General features: G+C 70.6%; 23 protein-coding genes and 1 pseudogene. 15 read left to right on the top strand and 9 right to left on the bottom strand.

What is annotated here, in order from left to right; translation table 11 throughout:
• Positions 1 to 106: 106 nt before the first annotated feature.
• The 3 genes from purD to Raf01_RS07615 are packed head-to-tail and all read left to right on the top strand — an operon-like array spanning position 107 to position 2,820.
• Positions 107 to 1,366, top strand: a complete 1,260-nt coding sequence (purD, locus tag Raf01_RS07605) for a phosphoribosylamine--glycine ligase (RefSeq protein ID WP_203916990.1) — start codon at positions 107 to 109, stop codon at positions 1,364 to 1,366.
• A gap of 51 nt (positions 1,367 to 1,417) precedes the next feature.
• Complete coding sequence (locus Raf01_RS07610) at positions 1,418 to 1,924, top strand: SigE family RNA polymerase sigma factor (protein ID WP_203916991.1); 507 nt, start codon at positions 1,418 to 1,420, stop codon at positions 1,922 to 1,924.
• A complete protein-coding gene (locus tag Raf01_RS07615) occupies positions 1,912 to 2,820 on the top strand; it encodes a hypothetical protein (protein ID WP_203916992.1) in 909 nt (302 codons plus the stop codon). Before Raf01_RS07610 ends, Raf01_RS07615 begins: the two co-directional genes overlap by 13 nt.
• A gap of 25 nt (positions 2,821 to 2,845) precedes the next feature.
• Here the strand turns inward: Raf01_RS07615 and Raf01_RS07620 are convergent, their stop codons facing one another.
• Genes Raf01_RS07620 through Raf01_RS07630 form a run of 3 tightly spaced genes read right to left on the bottom strand, consistent with a single transcriptional unit; the run spans position 2,846 to position 6,188 of the window.
• Positions 2,846 to 4,432, bottom strand: coding sequence for an AMP-binding protein (locus Raf01_RS07620; protein WP_203917103.1), 1,587 nt, complete (start codon positions 4,430 to 4,432; stop codon positions 2,846 to 2,848).
• 35 nt (positions 4,433 to 4,467) lie between these two features.
• Complete coding sequence (locus Raf01_RS07625; RefSeq protein ID WP_203916993.1) at positions 4,468 to 5,682, bottom strand: acyl-CoA dehydrogenase family protein; 1,215 nt, start codon at positions 5,680 to 5,682, stop codon at positions 4,468 to 4,470.
• Positions 5,683 to 5,735: 53 nt separating this feature from the next.
• Positions 5,736 to 6,188 (bottom strand): SCP2 sterol-binding domain-containing protein, encoded by a 453-nt coding sequence (locus Raf01_RS07630; protein WP_203917104.1) that lies wholly within the window; start codon positions 6,186 to 6,188, stop codon positions 5,736 to 5,738.
• 120 nt (positions 6,189 to 6,308) lie between these two features.
• Here Raf01_RS07630 and Raf01_RS07635 point away from each other — a divergent pair.
• Positions 6,309 to 6,975 (top strand): annotated as a pseudogene (locus tag Raf01_RS07635) (TetR/AcrR family transcriptional regulator); the annotation flags it as partial.
• On the opposite strand, the gene Raf01_RS07640 reads toward Raf01_RS07635, so the two are convergent.
• Together Raf01_RS07640 and Raf01_RS07645 are read right to left on the bottom strand one after the other, a co-directional pair.
• Positions 6,967 to 7,950 carry a MaoC/PaaZ C-terminal domain-containing protein gene (locus Raf01_RS07640; protein WP_203916994.1) on the bottom strand — a complete coding sequence of 328 codons (984 nt, stop codon included), beginning with the start codon at positions 7,948 to 7,950 and terminating at the stop codon, positions 6,967 to 6,969. The pseudogene Raf01_RS07635 and the gene Raf01_RS07640 sit on opposite strands and share 9 nt — an antisense overlap.
• Before the next feature lies 1 nt (position 7,951).
• Positions 7,952 to 9,325 (bottom strand): 3-oxoacyl-ACP reductase, encoded by a 1,374-nt coding sequence (locus Raf01_RS07645; RefSeq protein ID WP_203916995.1) that lies wholly within the window; start codon positions 9,323 to 9,325, stop codon positions 7,952 to 7,954.
• A gap of 137 nt (positions 9,326 to 9,462) precedes the next feature.
• Here Raf01_RS07645 and Raf01_RS07650 point away from each other — a divergent pair, with 137 nt between their 5' ends.
• Both Raf01_RS07650 and purB read left to right on the top strand, forming a co-directional pair.
• Positions 9,463 to 10,731: an acetyl-CoA C-acetyltransferase gene (locus Raf01_RS07650; RefSeq protein ID WP_203917106.1), complete on the top strand. Its 1,269-nt coding sequence runs from the start codon at positions 9,463 to 9,465 to the stop codon at positions 10,729 to 10,731.
• A 35-nt stretch (positions 10,732 to 10,766) separates the two neighbouring features.
• Positions 10,767 to 12,203, top strand: coding sequence for an adenylosuccinate lyase (gene purB, locus Raf01_RS07655; protein ID WP_203916996.1), 1,437 nt, complete (start codon positions 10,767 to 10,769; stop codon positions 12,201 to 12,203).
• 43 nt (positions 12,204 to 12,246) lie between these two features.
• Here the strand turns inward: purB and Raf01_RS07660 are convergent, their stop codons facing one another.
• Positions 12,247 to 13,077, bottom strand: a complete 831-nt coding sequence (locus Raf01_RS07660; RefSeq protein WP_203916997.1) for a phosphoribosylaminoimidazolesuccinocarboxamide synthase — start codon at positions 13,075 to 13,077, stop codon at positions 12,247 to 12,249.
• Positions 13,078 to 13,337: 260 nt separating this feature from the next.
• Here Raf01_RS07660 and Raf01_RS07665 point away from each other — a divergent pair, with 260 nt between their 5' ends.
• The 4 genes from Raf01_RS07665 to purL all read left to right on the top strand — a co-directional run bounded on the left by Raf01_RS07665 (position 13,338) and on the right by purL (position 17,634).
• Positions 13,338 to 13,961, top strand: a complete 624-nt coding sequence (locus Raf01_RS07665; protein WP_203916998.1) for a TMEM165/GDT1 family protein — start codon at positions 13,338 to 13,340, stop codon at positions 13,959 to 13,961.
• Between the two features lie 222 nt (positions 13,962 to 14,183).
• Positions 14,184 to 14,429 (top strand): phosphoribosylformylglycinamidine synthase subunit PurS, encoded by a 246-nt coding sequence (gene purS, locus Raf01_RS07670; RefSeq protein WP_203916999.1) that lies wholly within the window; start codon positions 14,184 to 14,186, stop codon positions 14,427 to 14,429.
• Positions 14,426 to 15,112, top strand: a complete 687-nt coding sequence (gene purQ, locus Raf01_RS07675; RefSeq protein ID WP_203917000.1) for a phosphoribosylformylglycinamidine synthase subunit PurQ — start codon at positions 14,426 to 14,428, stop codon at positions 15,110 to 15,112. Before purS ends, purQ begins: the two co-directional genes overlap by 4 nt.
• Positions 15,109 to 17,634 (top strand): phosphoribosylformylglycinamidine synthase subunit PurL, encoded by a 2,526-nt coding sequence (purL, locus tag Raf01_RS07680; protein WP_203917001.1) that lies wholly within the window; start codon positions 15,109 to 15,111, stop codon positions 17,632 to 17,634. The genes purQ and purL overlap by 4 nt, the downstream gene beginning before the upstream one ends.
• Positions 17,635 to 17,750: 116 nt before the next feature.
• Here purL and Raf01_RS07685 read toward each other — a convergent pair whose 3' ends face one another.
• The gene (locus Raf01_RS07685) at positions 17,751 to 19,826 is read right to left on the bottom strand and encodes a carboxypeptidase-like regulatory domain-containing protein (protein ID WP_203917002.1); all 2,076 of its coding nucleotides are present in this window, start codon (positions 19,824 to 19,826) and stop codon (positions 17,751 to 17,753) included.
• Positions 19,827 to 19,951: 125 nt separating this feature from the next.
• Here Raf01_RS07685 and Raf01_RS07690 point away from each other — a divergent pair, with 125 nt between their 5' ends.
• The 5 genes from Raf01_RS07690 (at position 19,952) to amcA (ending at position 24,597) form a co-directional block, all read left to right on the top strand.
• Complete coding sequence (locus Raf01_RS07690) at positions 19,952 to 20,314, top strand: sterol carrier family protein (RefSeq protein WP_239133439.1); 363 nt, start codon at positions 19,952 to 19,954, stop codon at positions 20,312 to 20,314.
• A gap of 139 nt (positions 20,315 to 20,453) precedes the next feature.
• Positions 20,454 to 21,983, top strand: a complete 1,530-nt coding sequence (purF, locus tag Raf01_RS07695) for an amidophosphoribosyltransferase (protein WP_203917003.1) — start codon at positions 20,454 to 20,456, stop codon at positions 21,981 to 21,983.
• Positions 21,984 to 22,069: 86 nt separating this feature from the next.
• Positions 22,070 to 23,197, top strand: coding sequence for a phosphoribosylformylglycinamidine cyclo-ligase (gene purM, locus Raf01_RS07700; RefSeq protein ID WP_203917004.1), 1,128 nt, complete (start codon positions 22,070 to 22,072; stop codon positions 23,195 to 23,197).
• A 133-nt stretch (positions 23,198 to 23,330) separates the two neighbouring features.
• Complete coding sequence (gene amcB / locus Raf01_RS07705; RefSeq protein ID WP_203917005.1) at positions 23,331 to 24,425, top strand: cyclophane-forming radical SAM peptide maturase AmcB; 1,095 nt, start codon at positions 23,331 to 23,333, stop codon at positions 24,423 to 24,425.
• Entirely contained in the window at positions 24,409 to 24,597 is a 189-nt protein-coding gene (gene amcA, locus Raf01_RS07710; protein ID WP_203917006.1) for a multiple cyclophane-containing RiPP AmcA, read from the top strand. Before amcB ends, amcA begins: the two co-directional genes overlap by 17 nt.
• A 269-nt stretch (positions 24,598 to 24,866) precedes the next feature.
• On the opposite strand, the gene Raf01_RS07715 is transcribed toward amcA, so the two are convergent.
• Together Raf01_RS07715 and Raf01_RS07720 are read right to left on the bottom strand one after the other, a co-directional pair.
• On the bottom strand, positions 24,867 to 25,088 hold the full coding sequence (locus Raf01_RS07715; RefSeq protein ID WP_203917007.1) for a DUF3073 domain-containing protein: 222 nt from the start codon (positions 25,086 to 25,088) through the stop codon (positions 24,867 to 24,869).
• Positions 25,089 to 25,310: 222 nt separating this feature from the next.
• Positions 25,311 to 26,375, bottom strand: coding sequence for a Glu/Leu/Phe/Val family dehydrogenase (locus Raf01_RS07720; protein ID WP_203917008.1), 1,065 nt, complete (start codon positions 26,373 to 26,375; stop codon positions 25,311 to 25,313).
• Between the last annotated feature and the right edge of the window lie 48 nt (positions 26,376 to 26,423).

Raw genomic sequence — 26,423 nt, forward strand, 5'->3', positions numbered from 1 at the left:
TCTTCCGAGCGGTCATTGGCGAGGACCGATCTGATCTGAAACCGGCCGCTGTGGCGAGCTCGCTCGGGATCGGTTCCGGCCTGGCGTTTCGGTAGCATCTGGACCCGTGCTCGTACTTCTGCTCGGCTCCGGTGGTCGTGAGCACGCGCTCGCCACCGCGCTGGCCGCCGATCCGGCCGTCACGGCGCTGCACTGCGCCCCCGGCAATCCCGGCATCGGCCGGCTGGCGCAACTGCACCCGGTCGATCTTGCCGACCCCGACGCGATCGCCGGTCTGGCTGTGGAGCTGGCTGCCGACCTGGTGGTGATCGGGCCGGAGGCACCGCTGGTGGCCGGCGCCGCCGACGCCATCCGGGCGAAGGGGATCGCCTGCTTCGGCCCGTCCCGGGCGGCGGCCCGGCTGGAGGGTTCCAAGGACTTCGCCAAGTCGGTCATGGTGGCGGCCGGGGTGCCGACCGCCCGCTCGCGCACCTGCGAGAAGCCGGACGAGGTGGTCGCCGCTCTGGACGAGTTCGGCGCGCCGTACGTGGTGAAGGACGACGGCCTGGCGGCCGGCAAGGGCGTCATCGTGACCGATGACCGGGAGGCCGCGCTCGCCCACGCCCAGGCGTGCGGCCGGGTGGTGATCGAGGAATATCTGGCCGGTCCCGAGGTCTCGCTGTTCGTGCTCACCGACGGGATCACCGCGCGAGCGCTCGTACCCGCGCAGGACTTCAAGCGCATCGGCGACGGCGACACCGGACCGAACACCGGCGGCATGGGGGCCTACGCACCGCTGTCATGGGCGCCACCGACCCTGGTGGACGACGTCCTGCGGACCGTGGTCGAGCCGACGCTGGTCCAGATGCGCGAGCGCGGCGTCCCGTTCGCCGGTCTGCTGTACGTCGGCCTCGCGCTGACCGCCGACGGGCCGAAGGTGATCGAGTTCAACTGCCGGTTCGGCGACCCGGAGACCCAGGTCGTGCTCGCGCTGCTGGCCAGCCCGCTCGCCGGGCTGTTGCACGCCGCCGCGGTGGGCAGGCTGGCCGGGCAGCCGCCGCTGCGTTGGCATCCCGGCTCGGCGGTCACCGTCGTGATGGCGGCGGCGAATTATCCGGGTACCCCGAAGGTCGGCGACGTGATCACCGGGGCGGAGGTACCGGGCGTGATCCACGCGGGTACCGCCCGGCGGTCGGATGGCGCACTGGTCAGCTCGGGCGGCCGGGTGCTGTCCTGCACCGGCGTCGGGCCGACTCTCGCGACCGCGCGTGACGCGGCGTACGCGCTGGTGACCGGCGTGTCACTGGACGGCTCACAGCACCGGACCGACATCGCCGCCGCGGCGATCGAGGGCCGCGTCACGATTCCGGGCGCCGCCCGCCCCTGACGGGCAACCTCCCGCCGCACTCGCTCCGTTGGAGAGGCGAGGAGGTGGGCTGTGACGGACGCCGATGCGTACCGGGATTTCGTGTCCGCCAGGCTGGACCGGCTGCGCCGTACCGGGTATCTGCTATGCGGGGACTGGCACACCGCGGACGACTTGGTCTCCGCGGCACTGATCAAGCTGTACCGGCACTGGCGACGAGTGTCCACGATGGACAATCTCGACGGTTACCTGCACCGGGTACTGGTCAGGGTCTGGCTGGACGAGCGACGGCGACCGTGGCGGCGGGAGCTGCCGTACGCGGTGCCGCCCGACGCGGCAGCCGCCGGGGTCGCCACGGATGAGCGGCTGGCCCTCCTCGCGCACCTCGCCGAGCTACCGCCGCGCCGGCGGGCGGTGCTGGTCCTGAGGTTCTTCCTGGACCTCTCCGTGGAGCAGACCGCCGAGGCCATGGGGTGCAGCACAGGAACCGTGAAGAGCCAGACCGCCCGGGCCCTGGACGCGATGCGCGCCCGGCTGATCCCGGCGGGGGAGCCCGAGGAGGCCCGATGGACCAGCTGAGTCACGCACTGCACGCGGCGGCCGCCGATCCGCCGCCCACCGCCATCGACCTGGACCAGCTCATCGCCGGCGAACGCCGGCGAACCCACAACCGGTACCGGTTCGGCGCGGCGACCGGGGCGGCGGTGCTGGTGGCCGGTGCGGTGGCGGTGCCATTCGCGCTCGGCGGCGGATCCGGCCACATCGCCGGTACGCCGCCCGGCTGTCGGACCGTGTACTACGAGCCCGGGACGGTGTTCCCGCCGACCCCCGAGTCGACGCCGTCCACGCCGCCGGTGAACCACGGCACGTCGGCGCCGCACTCGGCGCTGCCGATCGACCACAGCACCTCGGCGCCGCACTCGCCGTCGCCCGGCGTGTCGACCGCCGCCGTTCAGCCGCAGGAGCCCATCGGACCGAGCCCGACGTTCGGCACCCCGCCGACGGACTGCGACGTCCTGGAGGAGTTGCTGGACGCGGCGCTGACCGACGCGGTGCACCGGTGGCTGCCGGACGCCGACATGGTGAACGCCTCCGTGTATGACCGGCCCGGCCTGTTCCACCTGGACGTCGACCGGAGCTACCTGGCCTACGTGCAGCTCGGCGAGGCTGTGCTGCAGGTGCAGGTCGGGGCCAGCGACGCGTACACCCGCGGGCTCTGCGCGTACCCGTGGCAGTCCCCGTCCTGCGAGGAACGGCTCGTACCGGGCGCCAAGCTGGTGAAGGGCGGACTTCCCGGCAAGTACGGCACGACGATCGAGGCCGTGACGGCGGCGAAGCAGGACGGCACCGAGGTACGGCTGATGCTGTACCCCGACATTCAGAACTACTACCCCGGGCCGTACGCGCCGCTCCCGCTCACCGTCGACCAGCTCACCGCGATCGCCATGGACCCCGGGCTGACCCTGTTCCCGTGACCGCTCATCAAACCCGCGGCCTGCCTTACCAGGGCAGGTCGCGGGGAACCACCTTGCCGGTGGCGTTGCGCGGCAGGGCACGGACGAAGCGCACGTCCCGCGGTACCGCGAACCGGGCCAGATGCCGCCGGACGTACTCCCGTACCGCCGTCGGGTCGAGGATCTCGCCGGGTTGCAGCGCGATCCACGCGGCCAGGCGTTGCCCGAACTCCGAGTCGGGTACGCCGACCACCGCCACCTCGCGTACCTGCGGCAACGCGGCCAGTACGTTTTCGACCTCGGACGGGAACACGTTTTCGCCGCCCGAGACGATCATGTCGTCCTCGCGACCGTCGACGAACAGCAGCCCGTCGGAGTCCACGTGGCCCAGGTCGCCGGTCGCCAGCAGCCCGTCGAGCGTCTCCCGGCCGGCTCCGTTCGTGTATCCCTCGAACACCATGTCGTTGGCCACGAAGATGCGGCCGGTCTGCCCGGGTGCCATCTCCCGGCCGGCCTGGGACACGATCGCGATCCGGGTGCCGTGCGGCGGCCGGCCCGCTGTGTTCGAGTCCTTGCGCAGGTCCTGCGGGGTGGCGATGCTCGCCCAGGACGCCTCGGTCGAGCCGTACAGGTTGTAGAGCACGTCGCCGTGCACGTCCATGAACCGGGTGGCCAGGCCGCCGGGCAGCGCCGAACCGCTGACCGCCACGACCTTGAGCGGGGTCGGCCGGGGCGGTACCTCCAGGAGCCGCTGAAGCATCACCGGTACCGCGAACAGCGAGGTGCAGTCGTGCTCGATGGCGCCGGCCAGTGCCTCGGCCGGGTCGAACCGGCGCTGGAGCACGATCGTCGCGCGCAGGGCCAGGCCCATCTGCAACGCGGCCAGCCCCCAGGTGTGGAAGACCGGCGCGGCGATCAGCATCCGTGACCGCGCGTTGAGCGGGATCCGGGAGATGATGCTGGCCAGCGGCGCGAACCCGCCCGGGGTACGGCGCCGGGCGCCCTTGGGCGCACCCGTGGTACCCGAGGTGAGGACGATGAGGCGGCCCTCGCGCTGAGGTCGCCGTATCCCGCCCGGCGGGGCCGTGGCCATCACCTCCTCCACTCCGGTCTCGTCCAGCCGTTCCACCTTGCGCGGCAGCGCGACCGCGTGCTCGGTGAACTCCGAGTCGTGGATGAGGATCCGCAGCCGCTGCTCCTCGGCGACGACGGCCAACTGCGCCGGGGACAGTCCGGTGTTGACCAGGACCGCGTCGGCGCCGAGCAGGCTGGCCGCGACCATGCCCTCGATGAGGCCACCGTGGTTGCGGCAGAGCAGACCGATCTTGTCGGTTGGCTGTACCCCGCATGCGCCGTGCAGCGCCGTGGCCAGCCGCTCGGCACGGGACAGCAGCTCACCGTAGGTCAGCCGGCCGGGCTGCGGGCCGGTCGACTCCCCGGGCGCACCGGGCAGCTTGCGGTCGTCGATGATCGCGATGCCGTCAGGGTCGCGGGCAGCCGCCGAGCGCAGCTCGCCACCGAGCCCGAATCCCCACCGGCGCAGCTCCGCCAGTTGGCGCAGGACCTTTGCCGGCGAACCCGGCGCGAGCAGTCCACGACGTGCGAGGGTGGCGATGGTGAATGACATGTCCACCATGGATCTCGACCTCCGATGCTGCCGCTGAGGGGTCAGCGGATCTGCATGCCGGAGATCGCCCGGGATACGACAAGCCGTTGGATCTCCGACGTACCCTCGAAGATCGTATATATCTTCGCGTCTCGGTACCAGCGCTCAACTGGGTGTTCACGCAGATACCCTGCGCCACCGAGGATCTGTACCGCCTTCTCGGCCACCGCCACGGCGACCTCGCCGGCCTTCAACTTGCTCATCGAACCCTCGCCCGCCTCGAACCGGCGGTTGTTGCGGCCCATCCACGCAGCCCGCCAGACCAGCAGCCGGGCGGCGTCGATCTCCATCCGCATGTCGGCCAGCGCGAACGCGATGGCCTGGTTCTCTATGATCGGCCGGCCGAACTGCACCCGGCCCTTCGCATACTCCAGCGAGTACTCGTAGGCCGCCCGCGCGATGCCCAGCGCCTGGGCACCGACCGTGGGGCGGGACAGCTCGAACGTGCGCATCGCGGCTTGACCGGCGGCACGCGTGCCCTCGCGCGCCCGGGCCAGCCGTTCCTCCAAAGCGTCCCGCCCGCCGAGCAGGCAACGGCCGGGGACCCGGACCTCGTCCAGGAACACGTCGGCGGTGTGCGAGGCGCGCAGCCCGAGCTTCTTGAGCTTCTTCGTGCCGACCAGCCCGGCGGTGTCCGGTGGGACGACGAACGCGGCTTGCCCGCGGGACCCCAGCGCCGGGTCGATGCTGGCCGTCACGACGTGCACGTTCGCGATGCCGCCGTTGGTCGCGTACGCCTTCTGCCCGGACAGGATCCACTCGTCGCTGGCCTCGTCGTACCAGGCCCGGGTGCGCATCGCGCCCACATCCGAGCCGGCCTCGGGCTCCGTGGTGCAGAACGCGGCCACCTTGGGATCGTCCACGTCACCGAAGCACTGCGGCACCCATTCGAGCATCTGCTCGGGGGTGCCGGTGCCGTAGATGGCGGCGACCGCCAGGCCGGTGCCCATCAGGGCCATCCCGATCCCGGCGTCGCCCCAGAACAACTCCTCGCTGGCCAGGCACAGCGACAGACCGGTCGGGTCGGACCAGCAGTTGGCGAGGAACTCGAAGCCGTACAGCCCGATCTTCGCGGCCTGCTTGATGACCGGCCAGGGAGTCTCCTCCCGGGCGTCCCACTCGGCGGCCGCGGGACGCACGACCTCGTCGGCGAAGCCGTGCACCCAGTCCCGCAGGTCCCGCTGCTCTTCGTTTAGATCGAGCGAGAATTCCGGCATCGTCGGTCCCCTCCGCTCCGCTCCGGTGCGTTGGCCTGACAGGTATCGCGCGATCAGGCTTTCGGGATGTCGAACAGGTTGGCGATGTTGGCGGCGAGGCCGAGGTCGCCCTTCGCCTTGAGCTTGCCGGTCATGAACATCATCACCGGGTTGCCGGTGCCGGAGACGACCTTGAGGAAGTCGGCGGCGCCCATGGTCAGGGTCAGCTTCGGGTCGTTGGCCGGTTCGGGCGACAGCGTGCACTTGCCGTCGGCGATGACAAGCTCGTAGGTGTCGACGCCGCCGTCGGGCCGGTCGCCGACGTTCCAGTGGATGACGGCGTTGGTCGATCCGGCGCGGTCCGCGCGGAACAGCGTGGGCATCCGACCGAAGATGGCGTCGAGCACCTTGCCGCGCTGCTCGCTGCCCATGATTGCCTTGATCTGATCGGCCGACGTCGACTTGACGATCTGGGCGAACTGCTTCGGATCGACCGAGTCGAGGTTCGAAAGATCGAAGTCTGTCATGCTGTCCTCCATGCGGATAGCTAAGCTACTGGCGCGTAACATTACGCGCGGGTAGGTATCATCGCAACCGTGCAGGAGGTATCGAAGAAGCGCCTCCCCCGGGCGATACGTGAGCAGCAGATGCTCGACGCGGCGGTGGCCGTCTTCTCGAAGTCCGGGTTTCACGACGCGTCCATGGACGAGATCGCGGCCCGGGCCGGCATCTCCAAACCCATGGTCTACGCCTACCTGGGTAGCAAGGAGGAGCTGTTCATCGCGTGCCTGCACCGCGAGGGCACCCGGTTGATGGAGGCGATTGTCTCGGCGGTGGTGCCGCGGGCTCCGCTTGCGGCGGTGGGCTCCGCGGCCGCGATCGGGGATGGAGTGCTGCCGCCCGACGAGCAGCTGTGGCGTGGGCTGCGCGCGTTCTTCACGTTTGTCGGCGACCACCGGGACGGCTGGTCGGTCCTCTACCGTCAGGCGCGCGGCCAGGCGCCGTTCGCGACCGAGTTGGCGGCGATGCGATCGCGCATGGTCGACGTGGTCGCCGGGCTGCTGGCCCGGGTCATCGCGGCCGGCAGCCGGCAGCCCCGCCCGGCGGACGTGATGGCGATGGCGTACGCGCTGGTGGGCGCGGGTGAGTCGCTCGCCGACTGGGTGGTCGACCACGTCGAGGAGTCGCCCGAGGCGACGGCGACGCGGCTGATGAACTTCGTCTGGCTCGGCGCGGGCGAGTTGCTGCGTGGTGCGACCTGGCACCCGTCCTCGACGGAGAGGACGGGCGAGACCGTCGGCTGAGTCAGCCGGTGATGCGGCCGCGCAGGTGCGGCCGGCCCGACTTGGCGTCGTGCAGCCCGATCACCCAGTCGTCAACGTCCCGACTGGTGCTTTCCCCGAGGGCGGCGCTTTCCCCGAGGGCGGCGCTTTGCTCGAGGGCGGCGCTTTGCTCGAGGGCGGCGCTTTGCTCGCGCTCGGCGCTTTGCTCGCGCTCGGCGCTTTGCTCGCGGGCGGCGCTGAAGCCGACCGACGCCGGCAGCAGGATCGGCAGCTTGAACGCGACGTCCACGGTGTACGAGTCGGGCAGCCGGCCCTCCAGCGCGGCCAGGCAACGGGCCTTGCTCCACATCCCGTGCGCGATCGTCCGCGGGAAGCCGAACGCGCGGGCGCCCAGCCGGGACGTGTGGATCGGGTTGTGGTCGCCGGAGACCTCGGCGTAGCGCGGGCCGACCTCCCGGCCGACCCGCCAGACCGCGGTGGGCTGGGGTGCCGGGGCGCGATCGGTGGTTCCGCCGCGTTCCTCGCGGGGGCCGGACGGCTTCTCCTTGTGCAGGTACGTGGAGACTCCGCGCCACACCACCTCGTCGCCGACCGAGGCCGTCGCCCGTACGTCGAACTGCCGGCCGCGCTCGTGTGGGCGCAGGTCCGTCGCCCGTACCGTGAGCTCCAGCCGCTCACCGGCGTCGACCGGCCGCCGTACCTCGATCCGGTTGGCGAGGTGCACCACACCGACGACCCGTACCGGAAAGTCCACAGTGGACATCAGCTGCATGGCGAGCGGGAACGCCAGGACGTGCGGGTACGTCGGCGACAACTGGTCGGTCAGCCGGTACCCGCACACTCGGTTGTACGCCGCCAGGTGCGCCCGGTCCACGGCGAGGCCGCGCAGCACCAGGGTGGTGTCGGGCAGTTCGGTCGCGGACCGGCGGCGGAACTGGCCGAGGGCGGCCCGGCGGTAGATGGCGCCGGTGCCGGGTGCGACGGCCAGCTCGATGACCTCGGTCATCTCACGCTCCCAGCAGTGACTGGCCGCAGACCCGTACCACGTTGCCGGTCACCCCGGCCGACCCCGGGCTCGCCAGCCAGGCGATCGTCTCGGCCACGTCGATGGGCAGGCCACCCTGGTTCATGCTGTTCAGCCGGCGGCCCGCCTCGCGGACGAACATCGGCATCTTCGCGGTCATCGCGGTCTCGATGAAGCCGGGCGCGACCGCGTTGACGGTGATGCCCGCCCCCGACAGGGCCGGCGCGGTGGCCTGGACCAGACCGATGACGCCGGCCTTCGACGTGGCGTAGTTGGTCTGGCCGCGGTTGCCCGCGATGCCGGCGATCGAGGCCACTCCGATCAGCCGTCCGCCCGGCGGTATCAGATCGTCGGCCAGCAGCGCCTCGTTGACCCGCTGCTGGCAGGCCAGGTTGACGTCGAGCACCTGATCCCACTGGTCAGAGCTCATCCGGGCGATCGTCTTGTCCCGGGTGATGCCGGCGTTGTGCACGACGATGTCCACGCCGCCGTGCCTGGCCTGAAGGTGCTCGGCGAGCCGGGCGGGCGCGTCGGGTGCGGTGAGGTCGAGTTGGAACGCGGTGCCGGACAGCTCATTGGCCACTGTGGACAGTGCCTCACCGGCGGCCGGGACGTCGAGGCAGACGACGTGCGCGCCCTCCCGGGTCAGGATCTGGGCGATCGCCGTACCGATGCCGCGCGCCGCGCCGGTCACCAGCGCCACCTTGTCCGCCAGCGGCTTGTCCCAGTTGGCCGTCGTGGTGGCCGTGCCGGGGCCGACCCGGATCACCTGGCCGGACACGTACGCGGAGCGGGCGGAGAGCAGGAAGCGCAGCGTCGACTCCAGGTCGGCGTCGGGCGAGGCGTAGACCAGGTTCGCGGTCGTGCCCCGACCGAACTCCTTGCCCACCGAGCGCACGAAGCCCTCCAAGGCGCGCTGGGACATCGCCTCCACAGCCGTGCCGCACTGTTCCGGTGCGGTGCCTACCACCACGACCCGGCCGCACGGGTACAGCGCGCGGGCGTACGGGTGGAAGAAGTCGTACAGGGCGCGCAGCCCGGTGGACGTGGTGATGCCGGTCGCGTCGAACACCAGGGCGGCGTTCAACGGGATGCGCTCGTCGGCCGGAGTCCCGATCGTGGCCGGCGCCGGCTGTTCCTGCGACGCGGCCGGATCGCGCACCTCGACACCCATGGCGCCGAGGACCTTGACGATCGCGCCGGACAGTCGCCCGTCCCCGCCGACCAGGACGGGCCCGGGGACCACCGGGTCGCCGGCCCGCTGCCGGCGCAGGCGTGGTGGTTGGGGCAGCCCGAACCGCTTGACCAGCGCTCGTCCCGGCCCGGAGGCGGCGAAGCTGGCGTATCTGTCGTTCATCGACTCATCCCGCTGTAACCACTCATGTCGTCTCATCCCCAGGACTCTCGCGCGGTAAGCCTACCGATGAGTAAGTTGAGTGCAAGCATTCTCTACCGGGAGGCGTGATGACGTCCAGTGATGCTTCGGTAACCAGCGTGGCCGGTGTACGCCGGGTTGCCATCCTCGGCGGCAACCGCATCCCGTTCGCCCGGTCCAACGGCCCGTACGCCACCGCGTCCAATCAGGACATGCTCACCGCCGCGCTGGACGGGCTGGTCGCCCGGTTCGGCCTGGTCGGCACGCGGGTCGGCGAGGTCGCCGCGGGCGCGGTTCTGAAGCACAGCCGCGACTTCAACCTCACCCGGGAATGCGTGCTGGGCTCCCGCCTCGACCCGCACACGCCCGCCTACGACGTGCAGCAGGCGTGCGGCACCGGACTGGAGACCACGATCCTGGTGGCGAACAAGATTGCCCTGGGCCAGATCGAGGTCGGCATCGCCGGTGGCGTCGACACCACGAGCGACGCGCCGCTCGGCGTCAACGAGCAGATGCGCAGCGCGATGCTCGAACTCAACCGAGCGCGTTCGCTGGGCGGCCGGCTCCGCGCGGTGACGAAGCTGCGTCCGACACAGGCGTTCCGGCCGGAGATCCCGCGCAACGCGGAGCCGCGCACTGGCCTGTCCATGGGCGAGCACGCGGCGATCACCGCGAAGGAGTGGGGCATCGGCCGCGAGGAGCAGGACGAATTGGCACTGGCCAGCCACCAGCACCTCGCCGAGGCATACCGCACAGGTTTCTTCGACGACCTGGTCACCCCGTACCAGGGGCTCACCAGAGACCAGAACCTGCGGGCCGACACCACGCTGGAGAAGCTCGCCGGGTTGCGCCCGGTGTACGGCGACACGATGACCGCTGGAAACTCCTCGGCGCTGTCGGACGGCGCGTCCACTGTCCTGCTGGCGAGCGAGGAGTGGGCGACCGCGCGCCGGCTGCCCGTACAGGCGTGGCTGACCTGGTCGCAGACCGGAGCCGTCGACTTCGTGCACGGCGGCGAGGGGCTGCTGATGGCACCGGCGTACGCGGTACCGCAGATGCTCGCCCGGGCCGGACTCAGCCTGCGGGACTTCGACTTCTACGAGATCCACGAGGCGTTCGCGTCGCAGGTACTGGCGACCTTGAAAGCCTGGCAGGACCCGGATTTCTGCAAGCAGCGGCTGGGTCTGGACGCGCCGCTGGGCGCGATCGACCGGAGCCGGCTCAACGTGAACGGGTCGTCACTGGCCATCGGGCACCCCTTCGCCGCGACCGGCGGCCGGATCGTGGCCACGCTGGCGAAGCTGCTGACCCAGCGCGGCGGCGGGCGCGGGCTGATCTCGATCTGCGCGGCCGGCGGCCAGGGGGTCACCGCGATCGTGGAGCGCTGAGGGCTCCGGCGCCCCGGCCGGAGTCCGGGATCCCGATGCCGGAGAATGAGCAGGTGATCCCGAACGTTCTCGCCGCCCGCTACGCCTCCGCCGATCTCGTCGCCATCTGGTCTCCCGAGGAGAAGGTGCGGGCCGAGCGCCGGCTCTGGCTCGCCGTGCTCGAGGCCCAGCGGGATCTTGGGGTACCGGTACCCGACGGCGCCGTCGACGCGTACCGACGGGTCCTCGACCAGGTCGACCTGGGCAGCATCGCGGCGCGGGAGCGGGTCACCCGGCACGACGTGAAGGCGCGCATCGAGGAGTTCTCCGCGCTGGCCGGCTTTGAGGCGATCCACCAGGGCATGACCTCCCGCGACCTGACCGAGAATGTCGAGCAGCTCCAGATCCGCTCGTCCCTGCTGCTGATCCGCGACCGGATCGTGGCAGCCCTGGCGCGCCTGGTGGCCCGGGCGGTCGAGTACGACGCCACGGTGATGGTCGGCCGGTCGCACAACGTTCCGGCGCAGGCGACCACGCTCGGCAAGCGCTTCGCCAGCGCGGCCGAGGAACTGTTCATCGCCTACGAACGGCTGGACGAGCTGATCTCCCGGTACCCGCTGCGCGGCCTCAAGGGCCCGGTCGGTACCGCCGCCGACCAGTTGGACCTGCTCGGCGGCGATCCGGGCAGGGTCGCGGACCTGGAGCGGGCGGTCGCGCGGCACCTGGGTTTCGACCGGGTGCTGGCCAGCGTCGGCCAGGTGTACCCGCGCTCGCTGGACTTCGACGTGCTCTCCGCCCTGGCGCAGGCCGCGGCGGGCCCGTCGTCGCTGGCCACCACGATCCGGCTGATGGCCGGGCAGGAACTGGTCACCGAGGGCTTCAAGGCTGGCCAGGTGGGCTCCAGCGCCATGCCGCACAAGATGAACACCCGCTCCTGCGAGCGGATCAACGGGCTTGCCGTGATCGTGCGCGGGTACCTGTCGATGGTCAGCGAGCTGGCCGGCGACCAGTGGAACGAGGGCGACGTGTCCTGCTCGGTGGTACGTCGGGTGGCTCTGCCGGACGCGTTCTTCGCGCTGGACGGGCTGTTCCAGACGTTCCTGACGGTACTGGAGGAGTTCGGCGCGTACCCGGCGGTGATCGCCCGCGAGCTGGACCGGTACCTGCCGTTCCTGGCGACCACGAAAGTGCTGGTCGCGGCCCTGCGCCGGGGCGTGGGCCGGGAGGTCGCGCACGAGGCGATCAAGGAGCACGCCGTGGCGGTGGCGCTGGCCATGCGGGAGAAGGGCGCGACCGACAACGACCTGTTCGACCGGCTGGCGGCCGACTCCCGGCTGGGCCTGAGCCGGGCCGAGATCGATGACCTGGTCACCGACCGGGGCGCGTTCGTCGGCATGGCGTCCGCGCAGGTCGAGGCGGTAACGGAAGCGGTGTCCCGGGTGCTCGCCACCCACCCCGAAGCCGCCGCCTACCGTCCGGCCCCGATCCTCTGAGATCGATACCGCGGGGCGCTGCGGCCGGCTGGGTGCCCGGCGCCTACCAGGGCTTGCCGGTCAGACGCTCGTAGATCTCGACGTACCGGGCCCGGACCCGCTCGACCATCTCGTCCGGTACCTCCGGCCCCGGCGCCCGCTTGTCCCAGCCCGTACCGGCGGCCCAGTCCCGAAGGAACTGCTTGTCGAACGAGTACGCGGGCCGGCCCGGCTGCCACGAGTCGGCCGGCCAGAACCGGGACGAGTCCGGGGTCAGCACCTCATCGGCCAGCACCAGGTCGCCGTCCGGCGCCCAGCCCAGTTCGATCTTCGTGTCCGCGATGATGATGCCCCGCTCGGCGGCGAGGGAGGCACCCCGCGCGTACACGTCGAGGGTGACCTGGCGCAGCCGCTCGGCGGTGTCGGCGCCCACGGCCTCGACCACGGCGGAGAACGGGATCGGCTCGTCGTGCTGTCCGACCGGCGCCTTCGTGGACGGGGTGAAGATCGGCTCCGGCAGCCGGGACGCCTCTCCCAGCCCGGTCGGCAGCGATACGCCCGACACCGAGCCGACGGCCTGGTACTCGGTCAGCCCACCGCCGGTCAGGTACCCGCGCGCCACGCACTCGATCGGCACCATGCGCAGCCGCCGGCAGCGGATCGCCCGGCCGGCGAACTCGGCCGGCACCTCGGTCGCGGAGATGACATGGTTCGGCAGCAGGTCCGCCAACTGTTCGAACCACCAGAGGGACAGCTGGGTGAGGATCCGGCCCTTGTCGGGGATCGGGGTCGGGAGAATCACGTCATAGACCGACACCCGATCCGAGGCGACCAGGATCAGATCGTCACCGTCGGCGTAGATGTCACGTACCTTGCCGCTGTGCAGGAGGTCCACGGGGGCCAAGTACATCACGCGGCCGGTCGACCCGGCCGCGAAGGGCAGCCGCGGCAGCCACGACCAGGAGGCATACTTGCGCCAGCGCCGTCCGCCCACCGCGGCCGGCGCTTTCGAACGAACGAATGGGGAAGATACCCGACCCGTCGTCATCGTCCGGTTCGCCGGCGATGAGTCGCGCGGTCGAGTAGGGGAACTACCCGGTCGTCGGTGCCCGTCGGTCTGTCCGGTGCGGCCCGCGCGGGCCGGGGCGAGGAGACATGACCGGATACGTCATCGCGGCGTTCACCGCGTTCCTGTTGATTGTGCCGGTCGAGCTACCGGACAAGACCTTTGTGGCGACGCTCGTGCTCGCCACGAGGTACCGGCCGTGGCCCGTGTGGCTCGGCGTGATCGTCGCGTTCGGGGTGCAGACCGCCGTCGCGGTCGTCGCGGGCCGGCTGATCTCGCTGCTTCCGGCGGCACCCGTACGCCTGGTCGCGGCCGGCTTGTTCGTGGTCGGTTCGGTGCTGCTGGTGCGATCGGCCCGGCGGGCCTCGGTCGATGAGCAGGAGCAGGAGCAGAAGTTCGAGCGCAGGCTCAGCCGCGAGCGGGACGACCGGCGAGCGTTCTTCCGGGCTGCCGCGGCGAGCTTTCTGGTGCTCTTCGCCGCCGAGTGGGGGGACCTGTCCCAGCTGCTCACCGTCGGGCTGGTCGCTCGCGGTGGGCACCCGGCCGCGGTGTTCGTGGGCGCCTGGCTGGGGCTCGCGGTGGTGTCCGGGGCTGCCGTGGTGCTCGGGCGGATTCTCCTGAAGTACGTGAGCCTGGCGATGGTCCAATACGTTGGTGCGGGTATTTGCGCGGTACTTGCGGTATTGACCGCACTGAGCGCATTTGAGGGGTAATGCCGGCAATGCGACTCACTATAGCTGTCAATCCGTGACACGGATCGTGCGCTGGCGGCGGCGGGTTTCCCCTGGATACGGACTTTTCCGTATTAACATCGCGAATGTGGAACTGATTCGACCCGTTCGGGTGACAGTCGGTGATCTGCTCCCGGCACTGGCCCGGTAGGCTTGGGCCGCCCACACACAGGCGTTATTCGTTCCATCAGTCAGGAGTAACCCGTGGCCCGCGTCGTGGTCGATGTCATGCTCAAGCCCGAGATCCTCGACCCTCAGGGCCAGGCGGTGGCAAACGCGCTGCCCCGGCTCGGAGTGAGCGGGGTCGAGTCGGTACGCATCGGCAAGCGCATCGAAATCGATTTTGCCGGCGACGCTGACCTTGATCGCGCCCGCGAGATCGCGGACAAGCTGCTCGCCAATCCGGTGATCGAGGACTTCACCGTGCGCGTCTCGGACGGCGACGCGTGAGGATCGGCGTCGTCACGTTCCCGGGTTCGCTCGACGACGGCGACGCCCGGCGCGCCGTGCGGTTGTCCGGAGCCGATGACATCGCGCTCTGGCACAACGACCCCGACCTGCACCAGGTCGACGCGGTGATCCTGCCCGGCGGCTTCTCCTACGGTGACTACCTGCGCGCCGGCGCGATCGCCCGGTTCGCCCCGGTCATGGAGTCGATCGTGGACGCGGCGGGCGGCGGCATGCCGGTTCTGGGCATCTGCAACGGCTTCCAGGTGCTGTGTGAGGCGCACCTGTTGCCCGGTGCGCTGGTCCGCAACGCGCACCTGCATTTCCGCAACCGCGATCAGATGCTGCGGGTGCAGTCCACGACGACGGCGTGGACCATGAACTTCACCGAGGGCCAGGAGATCCTGATCCCGGTCAAGAACGGCGAGGGCCGGTACGTCGCGGACGAGGCCGTACTCGACGAGCTGGAGTCCTCCGACCGGGTGGTCGCGCGGTACGTCGGCGGGAACCCCAACGGCTCCTCGCGGGACATCGCGGCGATCCGCAACGAGGCAGGCAACGTCGTCGGGATCATGCCGCATCCCGAGCACGCGGTCGAGGCGCTCACCGGCCCGTCCACCGACGGCATGACCTTCTTCGCCTCGGTGCTGGCACATCTGGGGGGCAAAGTGGGAGCCGAAGCATGACCACGACCGAGAATCAGACGGTACCGGCGCAGCAGGCCCGGGGTGAATCCCCGGAGGCGGCGGACGGCAAGCCCGACGAGCAGGCGCCCGACGAGGTGGCCGACACCGAGGTCATCGACGACCCTGAGGACGAGTCGGACGAGGCCGAGCTGGAGTCCGCCGACGTCCACGCCGAAGAGGACTTCGGTGCCCAGGAGGATCTGGGCACGCGGGACGGCTTCTCGCCCGATGACGAGGTCGTCGACGAGCCGGACGGACCGGACACGGTACCGCTGGCCCGGCGCCGCCCGGACGACCGGCAGCCATACCGGGAGCTCGGCCTGCAGGACGACGAGTACGCGAAAATCCGCGACATCCTCGGACGCCGGCCGACCCAGTCCGAGCTGCTCATGTACTCGATCATGTGGAGCGAGCACTGCTCGTACAAGTCGAGCAAGGTCCACCTGCGGCAGTTCGCGGAGAAGGCCGTTCCCTCCGATCGGCTGCTCGCCGGCATCGGCGAGAACGCGGGTGTGGTCAAGCTGTCCGACGACCTCGCGGTCACCTTCAAGATCGAGTCGCACAACCACCCGAGCTTTGTCGAGCCGTACCAGGGTGCGGCGACCGGCGTCGGCGGCATCGTCCGGGACATCCTGGCCATGGGCGCCCGCCCGATCGCGGTGATGGACCCGTTGCGCTTCGGTGCCCCCGACCATCCGGACACCTCCCGGGTGTTGCCCGGCATCGTGGGCGGCGTGGGCGGCTACGGCAACTGCCTGGGCCTGCCCAACATCGGCGGCGAGCTGGTCTTCGACCCCTGCTACCAGGGCAATCCGCTGCTCAACGCGCTGTGCGTGGGCGTCCTGCCGGTGGGCGGCCTGCAGAACAAGGCGGCCACCGGCCCGGGCAACTCGGTGATCCTGCTCGGTGCCAAGACCGGCCGGGACGGCATCGGCGGGGCCTCGGTGCTGGCCAGCGCGACCTTCGGCTCCGGCAGCGAGGCGCGCCGGCCGAGCGTGCAGGTCGGCGACCCGTTCGCGGAGAAGCTGCTCATCGAGGTCTGCCTGGAGATCTACCGGGCCGACCTGGTGGTTGGCATCCAGGACCTCGGCGCGGCCGGGATCGCCTGCGCGGTGACCGAGACCTCGGCGGCGGCGGGCACCGGCATGGCGATCAACCTCGACACGGTGCCGCTGCGAGAGCCGTCGATGCTGCCGCACGAGATCCTGGCCAGCGAGTCGCAGGAGCGGATGCTGCTGATCGTGACGCCGGACAAGGAGCACACGGTGCTCGCGATCGCCGAGCGCTGGGGCGTACCGGCGACGAAGATCGGCGAGGTCACCGACACCGGTCGGGTGGTCATCGAGTGGCACGGCCAGACCGTGGTCGACGTACCGCCGGCATCGCTGGCCGACGACGGCCCGGTTTACGCGCGTCCGATGCGCGAGCCCAACGACCTGCCGCTCATGCGCGCCGACCGGGCCGAGACGCTGCCCCGGCCGACCACCGGCGACGAGCTGCGCGAGACCCTGCTCAAGCTGGTCGCCAGCCCGAACCTGTGTGACAAGTCGTGGGTGACCGAGCAGTACGACCGGTACGTGCTGGGCAACACGGTGCTGGCGCAGCCGGAGGACGCCGGGGTGCTGCGCATCGACGAGGAGTCCGGGCTGGGCGTCGCGCTCTCGGTCGACGGCAACGGCCGGTACAGCCGGCTCGACCCGTACGCGGGCGCGCAACTCGCGCTGGCCGAGGCGTACCGCAACGTGGCGGCGACGGGTGCGACCCCGGTGGCGGTGACCAACTGCCTCAACTTCGGCTCCCCGGAAGACCCGCAGGTCATGTGGCAGTTCGCCGAGGCCGTGCGCGGCCTGGCCGACGGCTGCGTCGAGCTGGGCATCCCGGTCACCGGTGGAAACGTGAGCTTCTACAACCAGACCGGCGCCGTCGCGATCAACCCGACTCCGGTGGTCGGCGTACTGGGCATCCTGGACGACGTCGCCGAGCGGCTGCCGATGGGCCTGCGCAACGAGGGCGACGTGCTGGTCCTGCTCGGCGACACGCGTAACGAGCTGTCCGGTAGCGAGTGGGCCTGGGTGATGCACGAGCACCTGGGCGGCCGGCCGCCGAAGGTCGACCTCGCCCGGGAGAAGCTGCTCGGCACGGTCATCTCCGCGGCCGCGGAACTGGGTCACCTGTCGGCGGTGCACGACCTGTCGGACGGCGGGCTCGCCCAGACGCTGGTCGAGGCGTGCCTGCGCCACGGAGTCGGTGCCACGATCGCGCTGCCGGAGAGCGTCGAGCCGGCCGTCGCGCTGTTCTCCGAGTCCGCCGGCCGGGCCCTGGCCGTGGTGACTCGCGGACACGACAAGGCGTTCACCGCGCTCGCCGAGGAGCACGGGCTGCCCTGGGCGGCGATCGGTGTGGTGGGTGGTTCGTCGCTGGCGGTACGGGAGCAGTTCTCCGTCCCGCTGGACGAGCTGCGTACCGCCTGGTCCGGCACTCTGCCGGCGCTGTTCGGCGGCCTGGAGCCGACGAGCAACTGAGAGCACTCGGGAACACCGGTTCCCGCTCCTGACAGAACGCTTCTGACACAACGCTCCTGACGGAAATGGCCGCCGCGATCCGATCGCGGCGGCCATTGACGTTCCGGCTGGCTGTCCTAGTCGTCGAGCCAATCCAGTGAGCGGCGTGTCTCCTGCGGCGGTGCGCCGTACCCGCCCCGCGGAGCGTGCCCGCCACGCTGCTGCTCGTACGGGTCCGCCGGCGGTTCGTACCCGCCCCGGGGCTCGTACCCGCCTCGCGGCTCACGCCCCGCCCGCGGTTGTTCGTCGCGCCCGCCGCCGTAGCCCGCGCCGGCGTCCGACCCGTACCCGGCGCGCGGGTCGTCGTAGCCGGGCTGGCCGCCGCCGTACGTGCCGCCGCCCCGACCCGCGGACGGCTGCTCGTAGCCGCCGGCCCCGGCGCCGTATCCGTCGCCGCTGTCGTACCGGCGGGTGCTGTCCTGGTATCCGCCGCCGGACTCGTACCCGCCGGAACCGGCATCGCGGCGACCCGACTCGTACCCGCCCGACTCGTAACCACCGGAGTCGTACCCGCTGCCGGGCTCGTACCGGGACGTGGCCTGCGCGTCGCCGTAGCCCCCGCCGGGTTCGTACCGGGAGGTCGCCTGGGCGTCGCCGTACCCGCCGCGTCGCGTGGGCTCACCGGCGCCGTATCCGCCGCCCGAGGAGGGAGCGGCGCCGTAGCCGCCACCGGAGGACGGGGGCTCGGCCCGGCCGTAGGTCGTCGGCTCGTTGTAGCCGTCGTAGTCGCGGTTCGGCGCGGCGTACGGGTCGGCGGCCGGCCGCTGTCCCGGGCCGCTGTGCGCCGGCTGGGTGGCGTCGTAGCCGCCCGGGCCGTCGTAGCCCCGGTCGTAGTCGCGCTGCGAGTCGCCGTAGCCGCCGCCGGCGTAGGGGTCGCTGCCGTACCCGTCGCCCGCGTAGGGCGCGGCGCCGTAGCCGGCCGGCTGGGTCGCCGGGTCGGGTGCGCCGTACGGGTCCGGATATTCGTCGACCACCGGCCGGTGCATCATCGTCGGCGCGTCGGACATCGGGTCGCGGCCGACCATCGTCGGGTCGCCGTACCCGCCGCCGCGCTGAATCTGGGTCGCGTCGTTGCCGGCCCCTCGGTATGCGCCACGGCTCGCCGGTACGGGCGTCGGCCCCCGGCGCGGCATGCCGTCCTCGTCCTCGTCGTCTCCGGACTCGCCGTTCCGGCGGCGCCAGAGAATGATTCCAATCGCGGCGACACCGCCGAGGACCAGGATCGCGCCGAGCACGATGAGGATCGTGGAGAAACCGCTGCCGCTACCGGGGCCGGCCGCGGCGGCGCCGGTGTTCAGCGGCGCGAGGGATCCGGTCGGACCGGCCTGGGTGGGCAGCGGATCGTCGCTGGCGCTGGACGCGCTCGCCGGCGTGGAGGAGGTCAGGACGATCGCCGGCAGGGTGTACGTCTGGCCGGCGTCGACGTTCTGGCTGAGGTCCTTCTCCTGGTAGCCGTCCTTGGTGATGACGAACGCGAGCACACCGGGCACGATCGGCTTGTTGTCGCTCGACTTGAACGAGAACCGCCCCGACGAGTCGGTGGTGTCCTTGTAGGTGTGATTGTCGTCATCCTGCATCGCGACCTGGGCGCCCGAGATCGGATCGCCGGTGGCGATGTCCTTCACCGTGCCGCTGACCTGGTTGACCGTGGTCGGCGCGGCCTGCGTCGTCTGCGGGGTCTGCGGCGGTACCTGAAGAACGATCTGCTGGTTGGCGGTCGCACCGCCATTGCCGTGGATGATGCCGCCCGGCGTCACCTGAACCTTGATGTTTCCGGATTCCTGCTGCCCGGGCGCCACATTCGGGTGCTGTGAGGCGGTCAGCGTCACGGTGTGCTGAACCGGGTTGTCCGGCTGGACCTGGTCGGTGAACGTGCAGTCGCCGTTGCACTTGATGTCAGGGCTCAGCGATGACGTGACGGTGGTGCTGTAATTCTGGGTGTCGGTGGCGCCGTCCGGCGCTGAGATTGTGAAACTCAGGGTCGCCTGGCCGCCCGGCTGCAGCGTGGTCGGGCTGAGCTTGGTGATGGTGACCGTGGGATTGTCCCCTGGTGCCGCCTCAGCGGGCAGGGCCACGCTACCCAGCGTTCCCGCTACCAACACCGCCATGAGTCCGGCACGCAGCGCCCAGGCTCGTCGGTGCGCAGTCAACATCCACCGCCCTTCCGTTTCGCCGCCCCCGTGCGATTACACCGTGGGCAACTATGCCTTGTCTGTTGGCGTGATGAAAGTCAGGGGGCATGCCGAACTAGCCCGGGTGCGAGCCGTATCGTCCCGACGTGTCCCCTGTGCACCCCGGCCAAGCAGCGGTGGCCGCCGCCGTCCAGGCTCTCGACCAGGATCGGGAGCCGACCCGTGAGCTGCTCCGCGACGCTGTGCGATGGCTGCTGTCCGAACTCTCGTCGCGGGCCCCTGGCCGATCGGTGGAGGTGCGGGTTCCACCCTACGGCGCGATTCAGTGCATTCCCGGACCGCGACACACCAGGGGTACGCCGCCGAATGTCATCGAGACCGACCCGGTGACCTGGTTACGGCTTGCCACCGGCCGGTTGGACTGGGCGCAGGCGCGGGCGCAGGGTCGCGTGTCGGCCAGCGGGATCCGCACCGACATCTCTGAGCTGCTGCCACTTTGGACCGGCTGATCTCCCACCGCCCAGCTCACGGGTGCCGGCCCATGCGTGGTCGATACGGAACGACCCCGAAAGGTGGCTCTCCGCTACTGCCTGGCGCTCGCGTACACTGACACGCGAACCGGAAAACCAGCGGCCCAAGGAGCGGCAAGTGCCCCGAGGCGACGGCCGATTGAGCCACGAGCTCGACCCTGGGCGCCCCGGCCCCCAGGATTCGTGTGGAGTCTTCGGCGTCTGGGCGCCGGGCGAAGAAGTCGCGAAGTTGACCTATTTCGGGCTGTACGCGCTGCAGCACCGTGGCCAGGAGGCCGCGGGCATCGCGGTGAGCGACGGCTCCGGCGTGGTCGTCTACAAGGATCTCGGCCTGGTCGCCCAGGTCTTCGACGAGCCGACCCTGGCAAGCCTCCGCGGCCACCTGGCGATCGGGCACGCGCGCTACTCCACGACCGGCGGGTCAACCTGGGAAAACGCGCAGCCGACGATCCAGGCGACGATCACCGGCACGACAATCGCGCTGGCTCACAACGGCAATCTGGTCAACACGGCGGAGCTCGCCGCGAAGGTCCAGACCGAGGACGGCTCGACCAGCGACACGTCCTTGGTGACCGCGATGCTGGCCGGATATCCCGACCTGTCCGTCGAGGCCGCGGCGATGCGGGTGCTGCCGGAACTCAAGGGCGCGTTCAGCTTCGTGTTCATGGACGAGGACACGCTGTACGCGGCACGTGACGCGAACGGCGTGCGGCCGCTGGTGCTCGGCCGGCTGGACCGCGGCTGGGTGGTGGCCAGCGAGACGGCCGCCCTCGACATCGTCGGCGCCAGCGTGGTGCGGGAGATCGAGCCGGGCGAGTTGATCGCGATCGACGAGCACGGCCTGCGGTCGCAGCGCTTCGCCGCGCCCGACCCCAAGGGCTGCCTGTTCGAGTACGTCTACCTGGCCCGGCCGGACACCACCATCGTCGGAAGCAACGTCTACGCGACCAGGGTCGCGATCGGCCGCCGGCTCGCCCGCGAGCACCCGGTCGAGGCGGACCTGGTCATCCCGGTACCCGAGTCGGGCACTCCGGCAGCCATCGGCTACGCCGAGGAGTCCGGCATCCCGTACGGTTCCGGGCTGGTCAAAAACTCGTACGTCGGGCGTACCTTCATCCAGCCGTCCCAGACCATCCGCCAGCTCGGTGTCCGGCTGAAGCTGAACCCGCTGCGGCACGCGATCCGGGGACGCCGGATCGTAGTGGTCGACGACTCGATCGTGCGGGGCAACACGCAACGGGCGATCGTCCGGATGCTGCGCGAGTCCGGGGCGCTCGAGGTGCACGTGCGCATCTCTTCGCCGCCGGTGAAGTGGCCGTGCTTCTACGGCATCGATTTCGCCACCCGGGCGGAGCTGATCGCCAACGGATTGGACACGGAGGGGATTCGGCGCTCCATCGGCGCCGACACCCTGGGCTATGTCTCACTGCCCGGTCTCATCGCCGCGACCGAGCAGCCCCCGACCCGGCTGTGCCGGGCATGTTTCGACGGGGAGTACCCGATCGGGCTCCCCGGCGACAACCTCATCGGCAAGCACGTGCTGGAGGGCGTCGGGCGTCGAGTGGCCGGAGATCCCGCCACCGACGGCAACGTCGACGCCCATGGTGCCGCCGATCCGGAGACCGCGGACGCACTGCTGCGTCAGTGACCACGGAGCAAAGACAAGTCGGCCCGGAGGCCGGCGAGGCGGAAACGCCGAACCAGGGGCGTAACCGTCGTACGGAGGAGAGAACAGTGACGCAGACTGAGCGCGCCGACATCCAACACCAGCCGTGGACCGGGGGAAACGGGCGCTCCGCCCGTAAACGGACAGTAACCTACGCCGATGCCGGTGTCTCGATACACGCCGGGGAGCAGGCCGTCGAGCTGCTCAAGAAGAAGGTCCACCGCACGCTGCGGCCCGAGGTGATGGGCGACGTCGGCGGCTTCGCGGGACTGTTCCGGCTCGACATGAAGAAGTACAAGCAGCCGGTATTGGCCTCCTCCGCGGACGGCGTGGGCACCAAGTTGACCGTGGCGCAGGCCATGGACATCCACGACACGGTCGGCATCGACTTGGTCGCGATGGTCGTCGACGACCTGGTCGCGTGCGGCGCCGAGCCGCTGTTCCTGCTCGACTACATCGCCTGCGGCGAGGTCGTACCGGAGCGGGTCGCGGAGATCGCCGCGGGGATCGCGGACGGCTGCCGGGCGGCCGGCTGCGCGCTGCTGGGCGGGGAGACCGCCGAGCACCCCGGCGTGATGCGTTCGCACGAGTACGACATCTCGGGCACCGGGGTCGGGGTCGTGGAAGCCGACGCGATCCTGGACCGGGAGAACGTGGAACTCGGCGACGTCGTCATCGCCATGGGCTCGTCCGGCCTGCACTCCAACGGATATTCGCTGGTACGGCACGTGCTGCTGTCCGGCGCCGGCCGAATGCGGCTGGAGACCATCGTCGACGAGCTGGGTAAGGAGCGCAGCCTGGGCGAGGAGCTGCTCACCCCGACCAGGATCTACGCGCGCGACTGCCTCGGCCTGGTCGAGGAGTGCGACGTGCGGGTGTTCGCGCACATCACCGGCGGCGGCATCCCGGGCAACCTGGTCCGGGTTCTGCCGGACGGCGTGGACGCCGTGGTCAACCGCGCCACCTGGCGCCCGCAGCCGATCTTCGACCTGGTGCAGACCAGGGGACGCATCGACGGCGCCGACATGGAGAGCACCTTCAACATGGGCGTGGGGATGATGGCGGTCGTCTCGCCCGAGGACGCGGACCGGGCACTGGCGTTCCTGGCTGCCCGCAAGGTGCCGGCGTGGGTCGCCGGGGAGATCGTCGAGGGCACCGGCACGGTGCAGATGGTGGGGTCGTACACCCGGGGCTGAGGGCGGCGACGACACGATTCAGGAACGGCCGGTTACGGGCCGTCGGCTAGCCGGTACGGCCGGGAGCCCCTAGTCTGAATCGACACTCCCCCGAACGGAGGAGGGGACTTTGTCGTCTCCTAGGTGGAGCGGGATGCGCGGGATAGCCGTGGTTCCGTCGTACGTGATCATGCAGCCCACGACCTTGTGCAACCTCGACTGCGTGTACTGCTACCTCCCCTTCCGGGCGACGGATCGGCGGATGCCGGTTCCGGTGGCCGAGGCGGTCGCCGCCTCGGTGAACACCTGGGCCGGGCAGGCGCCCCGGTTTTCCGTGGTGTGGCACGGCGGCGAGCCGACCAGTGTCGGGCGGCCCCACCTGGAACGGCTCATGGCTCCGTTCACCGGCGTCGAGCACCACATCCAGACCAACGCCACGCTCATCGACGACGCCTGGTGCGAGTACTTCATCGAGCACGGGGTGAGAGTCGGGGTCAGCGTCGACGGCCCCGAGCACCTGGCCGAGCGGCGGGTGCTGCGCGGCGCCGCGCCGGCGCACGACCGCATCCTGCGCGGCATCGCCGCGCTCCGTCGGCACGAGATCCCGTTCGCCGCCCTGTGCGTGGTGTCCGACCCCCGGCCGGGCCTGGCGGCCGAGCTGTACGGCTTCTTCCTCGACCTGGGCTGCTACGCGCTCGGCATCAACGTCGAGGAGCGGGAGGGCGTCAACGTACGCGGCACCGGGTTCGCCGGCAGCGCCGTGCAGACGTTCTGGGCCGAGCTGACGGCCGCGTGGCGGGCCGATCCGCGGATCGAGCTGCGGGAGATCGAGTGGGCCCTGCGGTACGCCGGAGCGGTCCTGTCCGGCACCGACGACCAGCTGCTGCCGCGGCAGTTCGATCCGATCCCGGCGATCGGCCAGGACGGCCGGGTCGTGTTGCTGTCCCCGGAGCTGGCCGGCTTCGTCGACGCCCGGTACGGCGACTTCTCCTCCGGCAACGTGCTGGACCGCCCGCTCCACGAGATCGTCGCGAGCGCGGCGGAGAAGTCCGAGGGCTGGATCGGCGAGTACCTGTCCGGTGTCGAGGCGTGCCGGGCGAGCTGCCCGTACTTCGGCTTCTGTGGCGGGGCGCACGCCTCCAACCGGTACTTCGAGCACGGCCGGTTCGACGGCACCCAGACAGACCACTGCCGTAACAGCAAGATCCGCCTGTTGGAGGGAGTGCTGGAGTATGCCCGAGGGCACTGAGTCGATCGCCGAGCGGGTACGGGCCGCCGAACCGGGCCTGGTCGCGATGCTGGCCGAGGCGGAGCGTACGTGGCATGCCCGCGTCCCGGACCGGGGTACCGGCGCTGGACGCTGGCGCCCGTTCGAGGACGCGTTCCCGACCTTCTACCAGTTCACCAACAGGCCCCGGTAGCGACGGCTCACCGACGGATCACGGTGACGAACTGCCCAGGCTTTGCCGAGGATCGACCCAGCCGGTAAACGCACGAGTTCCGGACGCGTCCGATGCCGCCGGTACCGAGCAGCCGGGATCGACTCTCGGTGGCGACCCGGAGCGGCTGTCCGCATGCGGGTGCCGACGGGCTGGGGCCGGTCCGGAGTGTGATGGATCACACTGGGTGTTCTGGCGGCACACTTAAGCACGCGGGAGATGCCGCGTGCTTTGTGTGTGCCGCTCAGTCCTTACCGGCGTCCGGGCGCCCAAGCGCCGTCGTCCGGCTCGTCCTCGTCGTCCTCGTCGTCCGAGTCTTCGTCGAGGAACTCGCCGTAGTTGTCGAAGTGCTCCTTCGACTTCTCGCTGCTGGCGAGCTCGCGCTGCAGTGCAGCGAGGTCGGTGTTGGGGGAGTGGTACTTCAACTCCCGGGCCACCTTTGTCTGCTTCGCCTTAGCTCGGCCGCGCCCCATGGCTCGACCCCCTCGCACAGAATTACGGGGCAGCCCAATCCAGACGCGCCCCGATGACTACAGGCATCTCTCGTGGCTCATACGGTACATGTCGAGAGCCAGGTTCGGCACCTCGGCCCTCCGCCACCCGGTCCTTACCCGCCGTCCGGCCCGCCGATCGGAGGCGGCGAGCCGGACGGCGGTCGCTACGTCAATCGGCCGCTGTCTGCCGATGGCGCGGGATCACAGCCTGATTGTCCGCAATCGCCCGACTTCGGCCATGCGTCGCTCGGCCAGTCGGTCCGCCGCGGCCGCCGGAGGCACACCTTCGGCGTCGGCCAGGGAGAGGATCTGCCGGGTGGTGTCGTAAATCTTGGTGGCCCGGAGCTTGGCCCGGTCGAAATTGAACCCCTCGATCTCGTCGGCCACCTGGATCACACCGCCGGCATTGATCACGTAATCCGGTACGTACAGGACGCCACGATCGGCGAGCACCTTGTCGATGCCCGGGTGGGCGAGCTGGTTGTTGGCCGCGCCCGCGACGATCTTCGCGCGCAGCGCCGGTACGGTCTCGTCGTCCAGGGCCGCACCGAGGGCACAGGGCGCGTAGACGTCGATGTCGGAGCGGACCAGTGCCTCGGCGGTGTCCAGGAGGTCCACCTGCGGGTACGTCGCCCGTGCCCAGCCCAGCGCCCGCTCTGAGACGTCTGTGGCGACGACCGAGGCGCCGTCCTCGATCAGGTGCGCGGTCAGGACCTTGCCGACCTTGCCCAGTCCGGCGACGCCGACCGTGCGGCCGGCCAGCGACGGCGTGCCCCACTGGTGCTCGGCGGCGGCGCGCATCCCCTGGAAGACGCCCCAGGCGGTAAGGATCGACGAGTCGCCCGCACCGCCGTGCTCCACGCTGCGCCCGGTCACGAACTTCGTCTCCCGGGCCACGATGTCCATGTCGTGCACGTACGTGCCGACGTCGCAGGCCGTGTAGTAACGACCGCCCAGGGACGCCACGAACCGGCCGTACGCGCGCAGCAGCGGTTCGGACTTGTCCCGCTCCGGGTCGCCCCAGATCACGGCCTTGCCGCCGCCGAGGTCGAGCCCGGCGAGCGCATTCTTGTAGGCCATGCCACGAGAGAGTTCGAGCACATCGTGCAACGCATCGGCTTCGGACTCGTACGGGTAGAACCGGGTGCCTCCCAGGGCCGGCCCGAGCGCCGTCGAGTAGATCGCGATGATCGCTCGCAAGCCGGACTGTTTGTCCTGGCAGAACACGACTTGTTCGTGATCGCTGTCACTGTTGAACACGCCCATGGCAACACTCCCTCGTGGGGTCCGCGTCTCGTATCCGGCGGGGTGTTG

This window comes from Rugosimonospora africana, assembly GCF_016862975.1.
Taxonomy (GTDB): Bacteria; Actinomycetota; Actinomycetes; order Mycobacteriales; family Micromonosporaceae; genus Rugosimonospora; species Rugosimonospora africana.

Bases quoted from the DNA above. Each gene is read 5' to 3' on its own strand.
- amcB (WP_203917005.1), top strand. From the start codon at position 23,331: ATGCGCGGGATAGCCGTGGTTCCGTCGTACGTGATCATGCAGCCCACG.
- purB (WP_203916996.1), top strand. From the start codon at position 10,767: ATGCCGGAGAATGAGCAGGTGATCCCGAACGTTCTCGCCGCCCGCTAC.
- Raf01_RS07685 (WP_203917002.1), bottom strand. From the start codon at position 19,826: ATGTTGACTGCGCACCGACGAGCCTGGGCGCTGCGTGCCGGACTCATG.
- Raf01_RS07615 (WP_203916992.1), top strand. From the start codon at position 1,912: ATGGACCAGCTGAGTCACGCACTGCACGCGGCGGCCGCCGATCCGCCG.
- Raf01_RS07715 (WP_203917007.1), bottom strand. From the start codon at position 25,088: ATGGGGCGCGGCCGAGCTAAGGCGAAGCAGACAAAGGTGGCCCGGGAG.
- Raf01_RS07720 (WP_203917008.1), bottom strand. From the start codon at position 26,375: ATGGGCGTGTTCAACAGTGACAGCGATCACGAACAAGTCGTGTTCTGC.
- Raf01_RS07665 (WP_203916998.1), top strand. From the start codon at position 13,338: ATGACCGGATACGTCATCGCGGCGTTCACCGCGTTCCTGTTGATTGTG.
- amcA (WP_203917006.1), top strand. From the start codon at position 24,409: ATGCCCGAGGGCACTGAGTCGATCGCCGAGCGGGTACGGGCCGCCGAA.
- purL (WP_203917001.1), top strand. From the start codon at position 15,109: ATGACCACGACCGAGAATCAGACGGTACCGGCGCAGCAGGCCCGGGGT.
- Raf01_RS07640 (WP_203916994.1), bottom strand. From the start codon at position 7,950: ATGACCGAGGTCATCGAGCTGGCCGTCGCACCCGGCACCGGCGCCATC.
- Raf01_RS07645 (WP_203916995.1), bottom strand. From the start codon at position 9,325: ATGAACGACAGATACGCCAGCTTCGCCGCCTCCGGGCCGGGACGAGCG.
- Raf01_RS07630 (WP_203917104.1), bottom strand. From the start codon at position 6,188: ATGACAGACTTCGATCTTTCGAACCTCGACTCGGTCGATCCGAAGCAG.
- Raf01_RS07625 (WP_203916993.1), bottom strand. From the start codon at position 5,682: ATGCCGGAATTCTCGCTCGATCTAAACGAAGAGCAGCGGGACCTGCGG.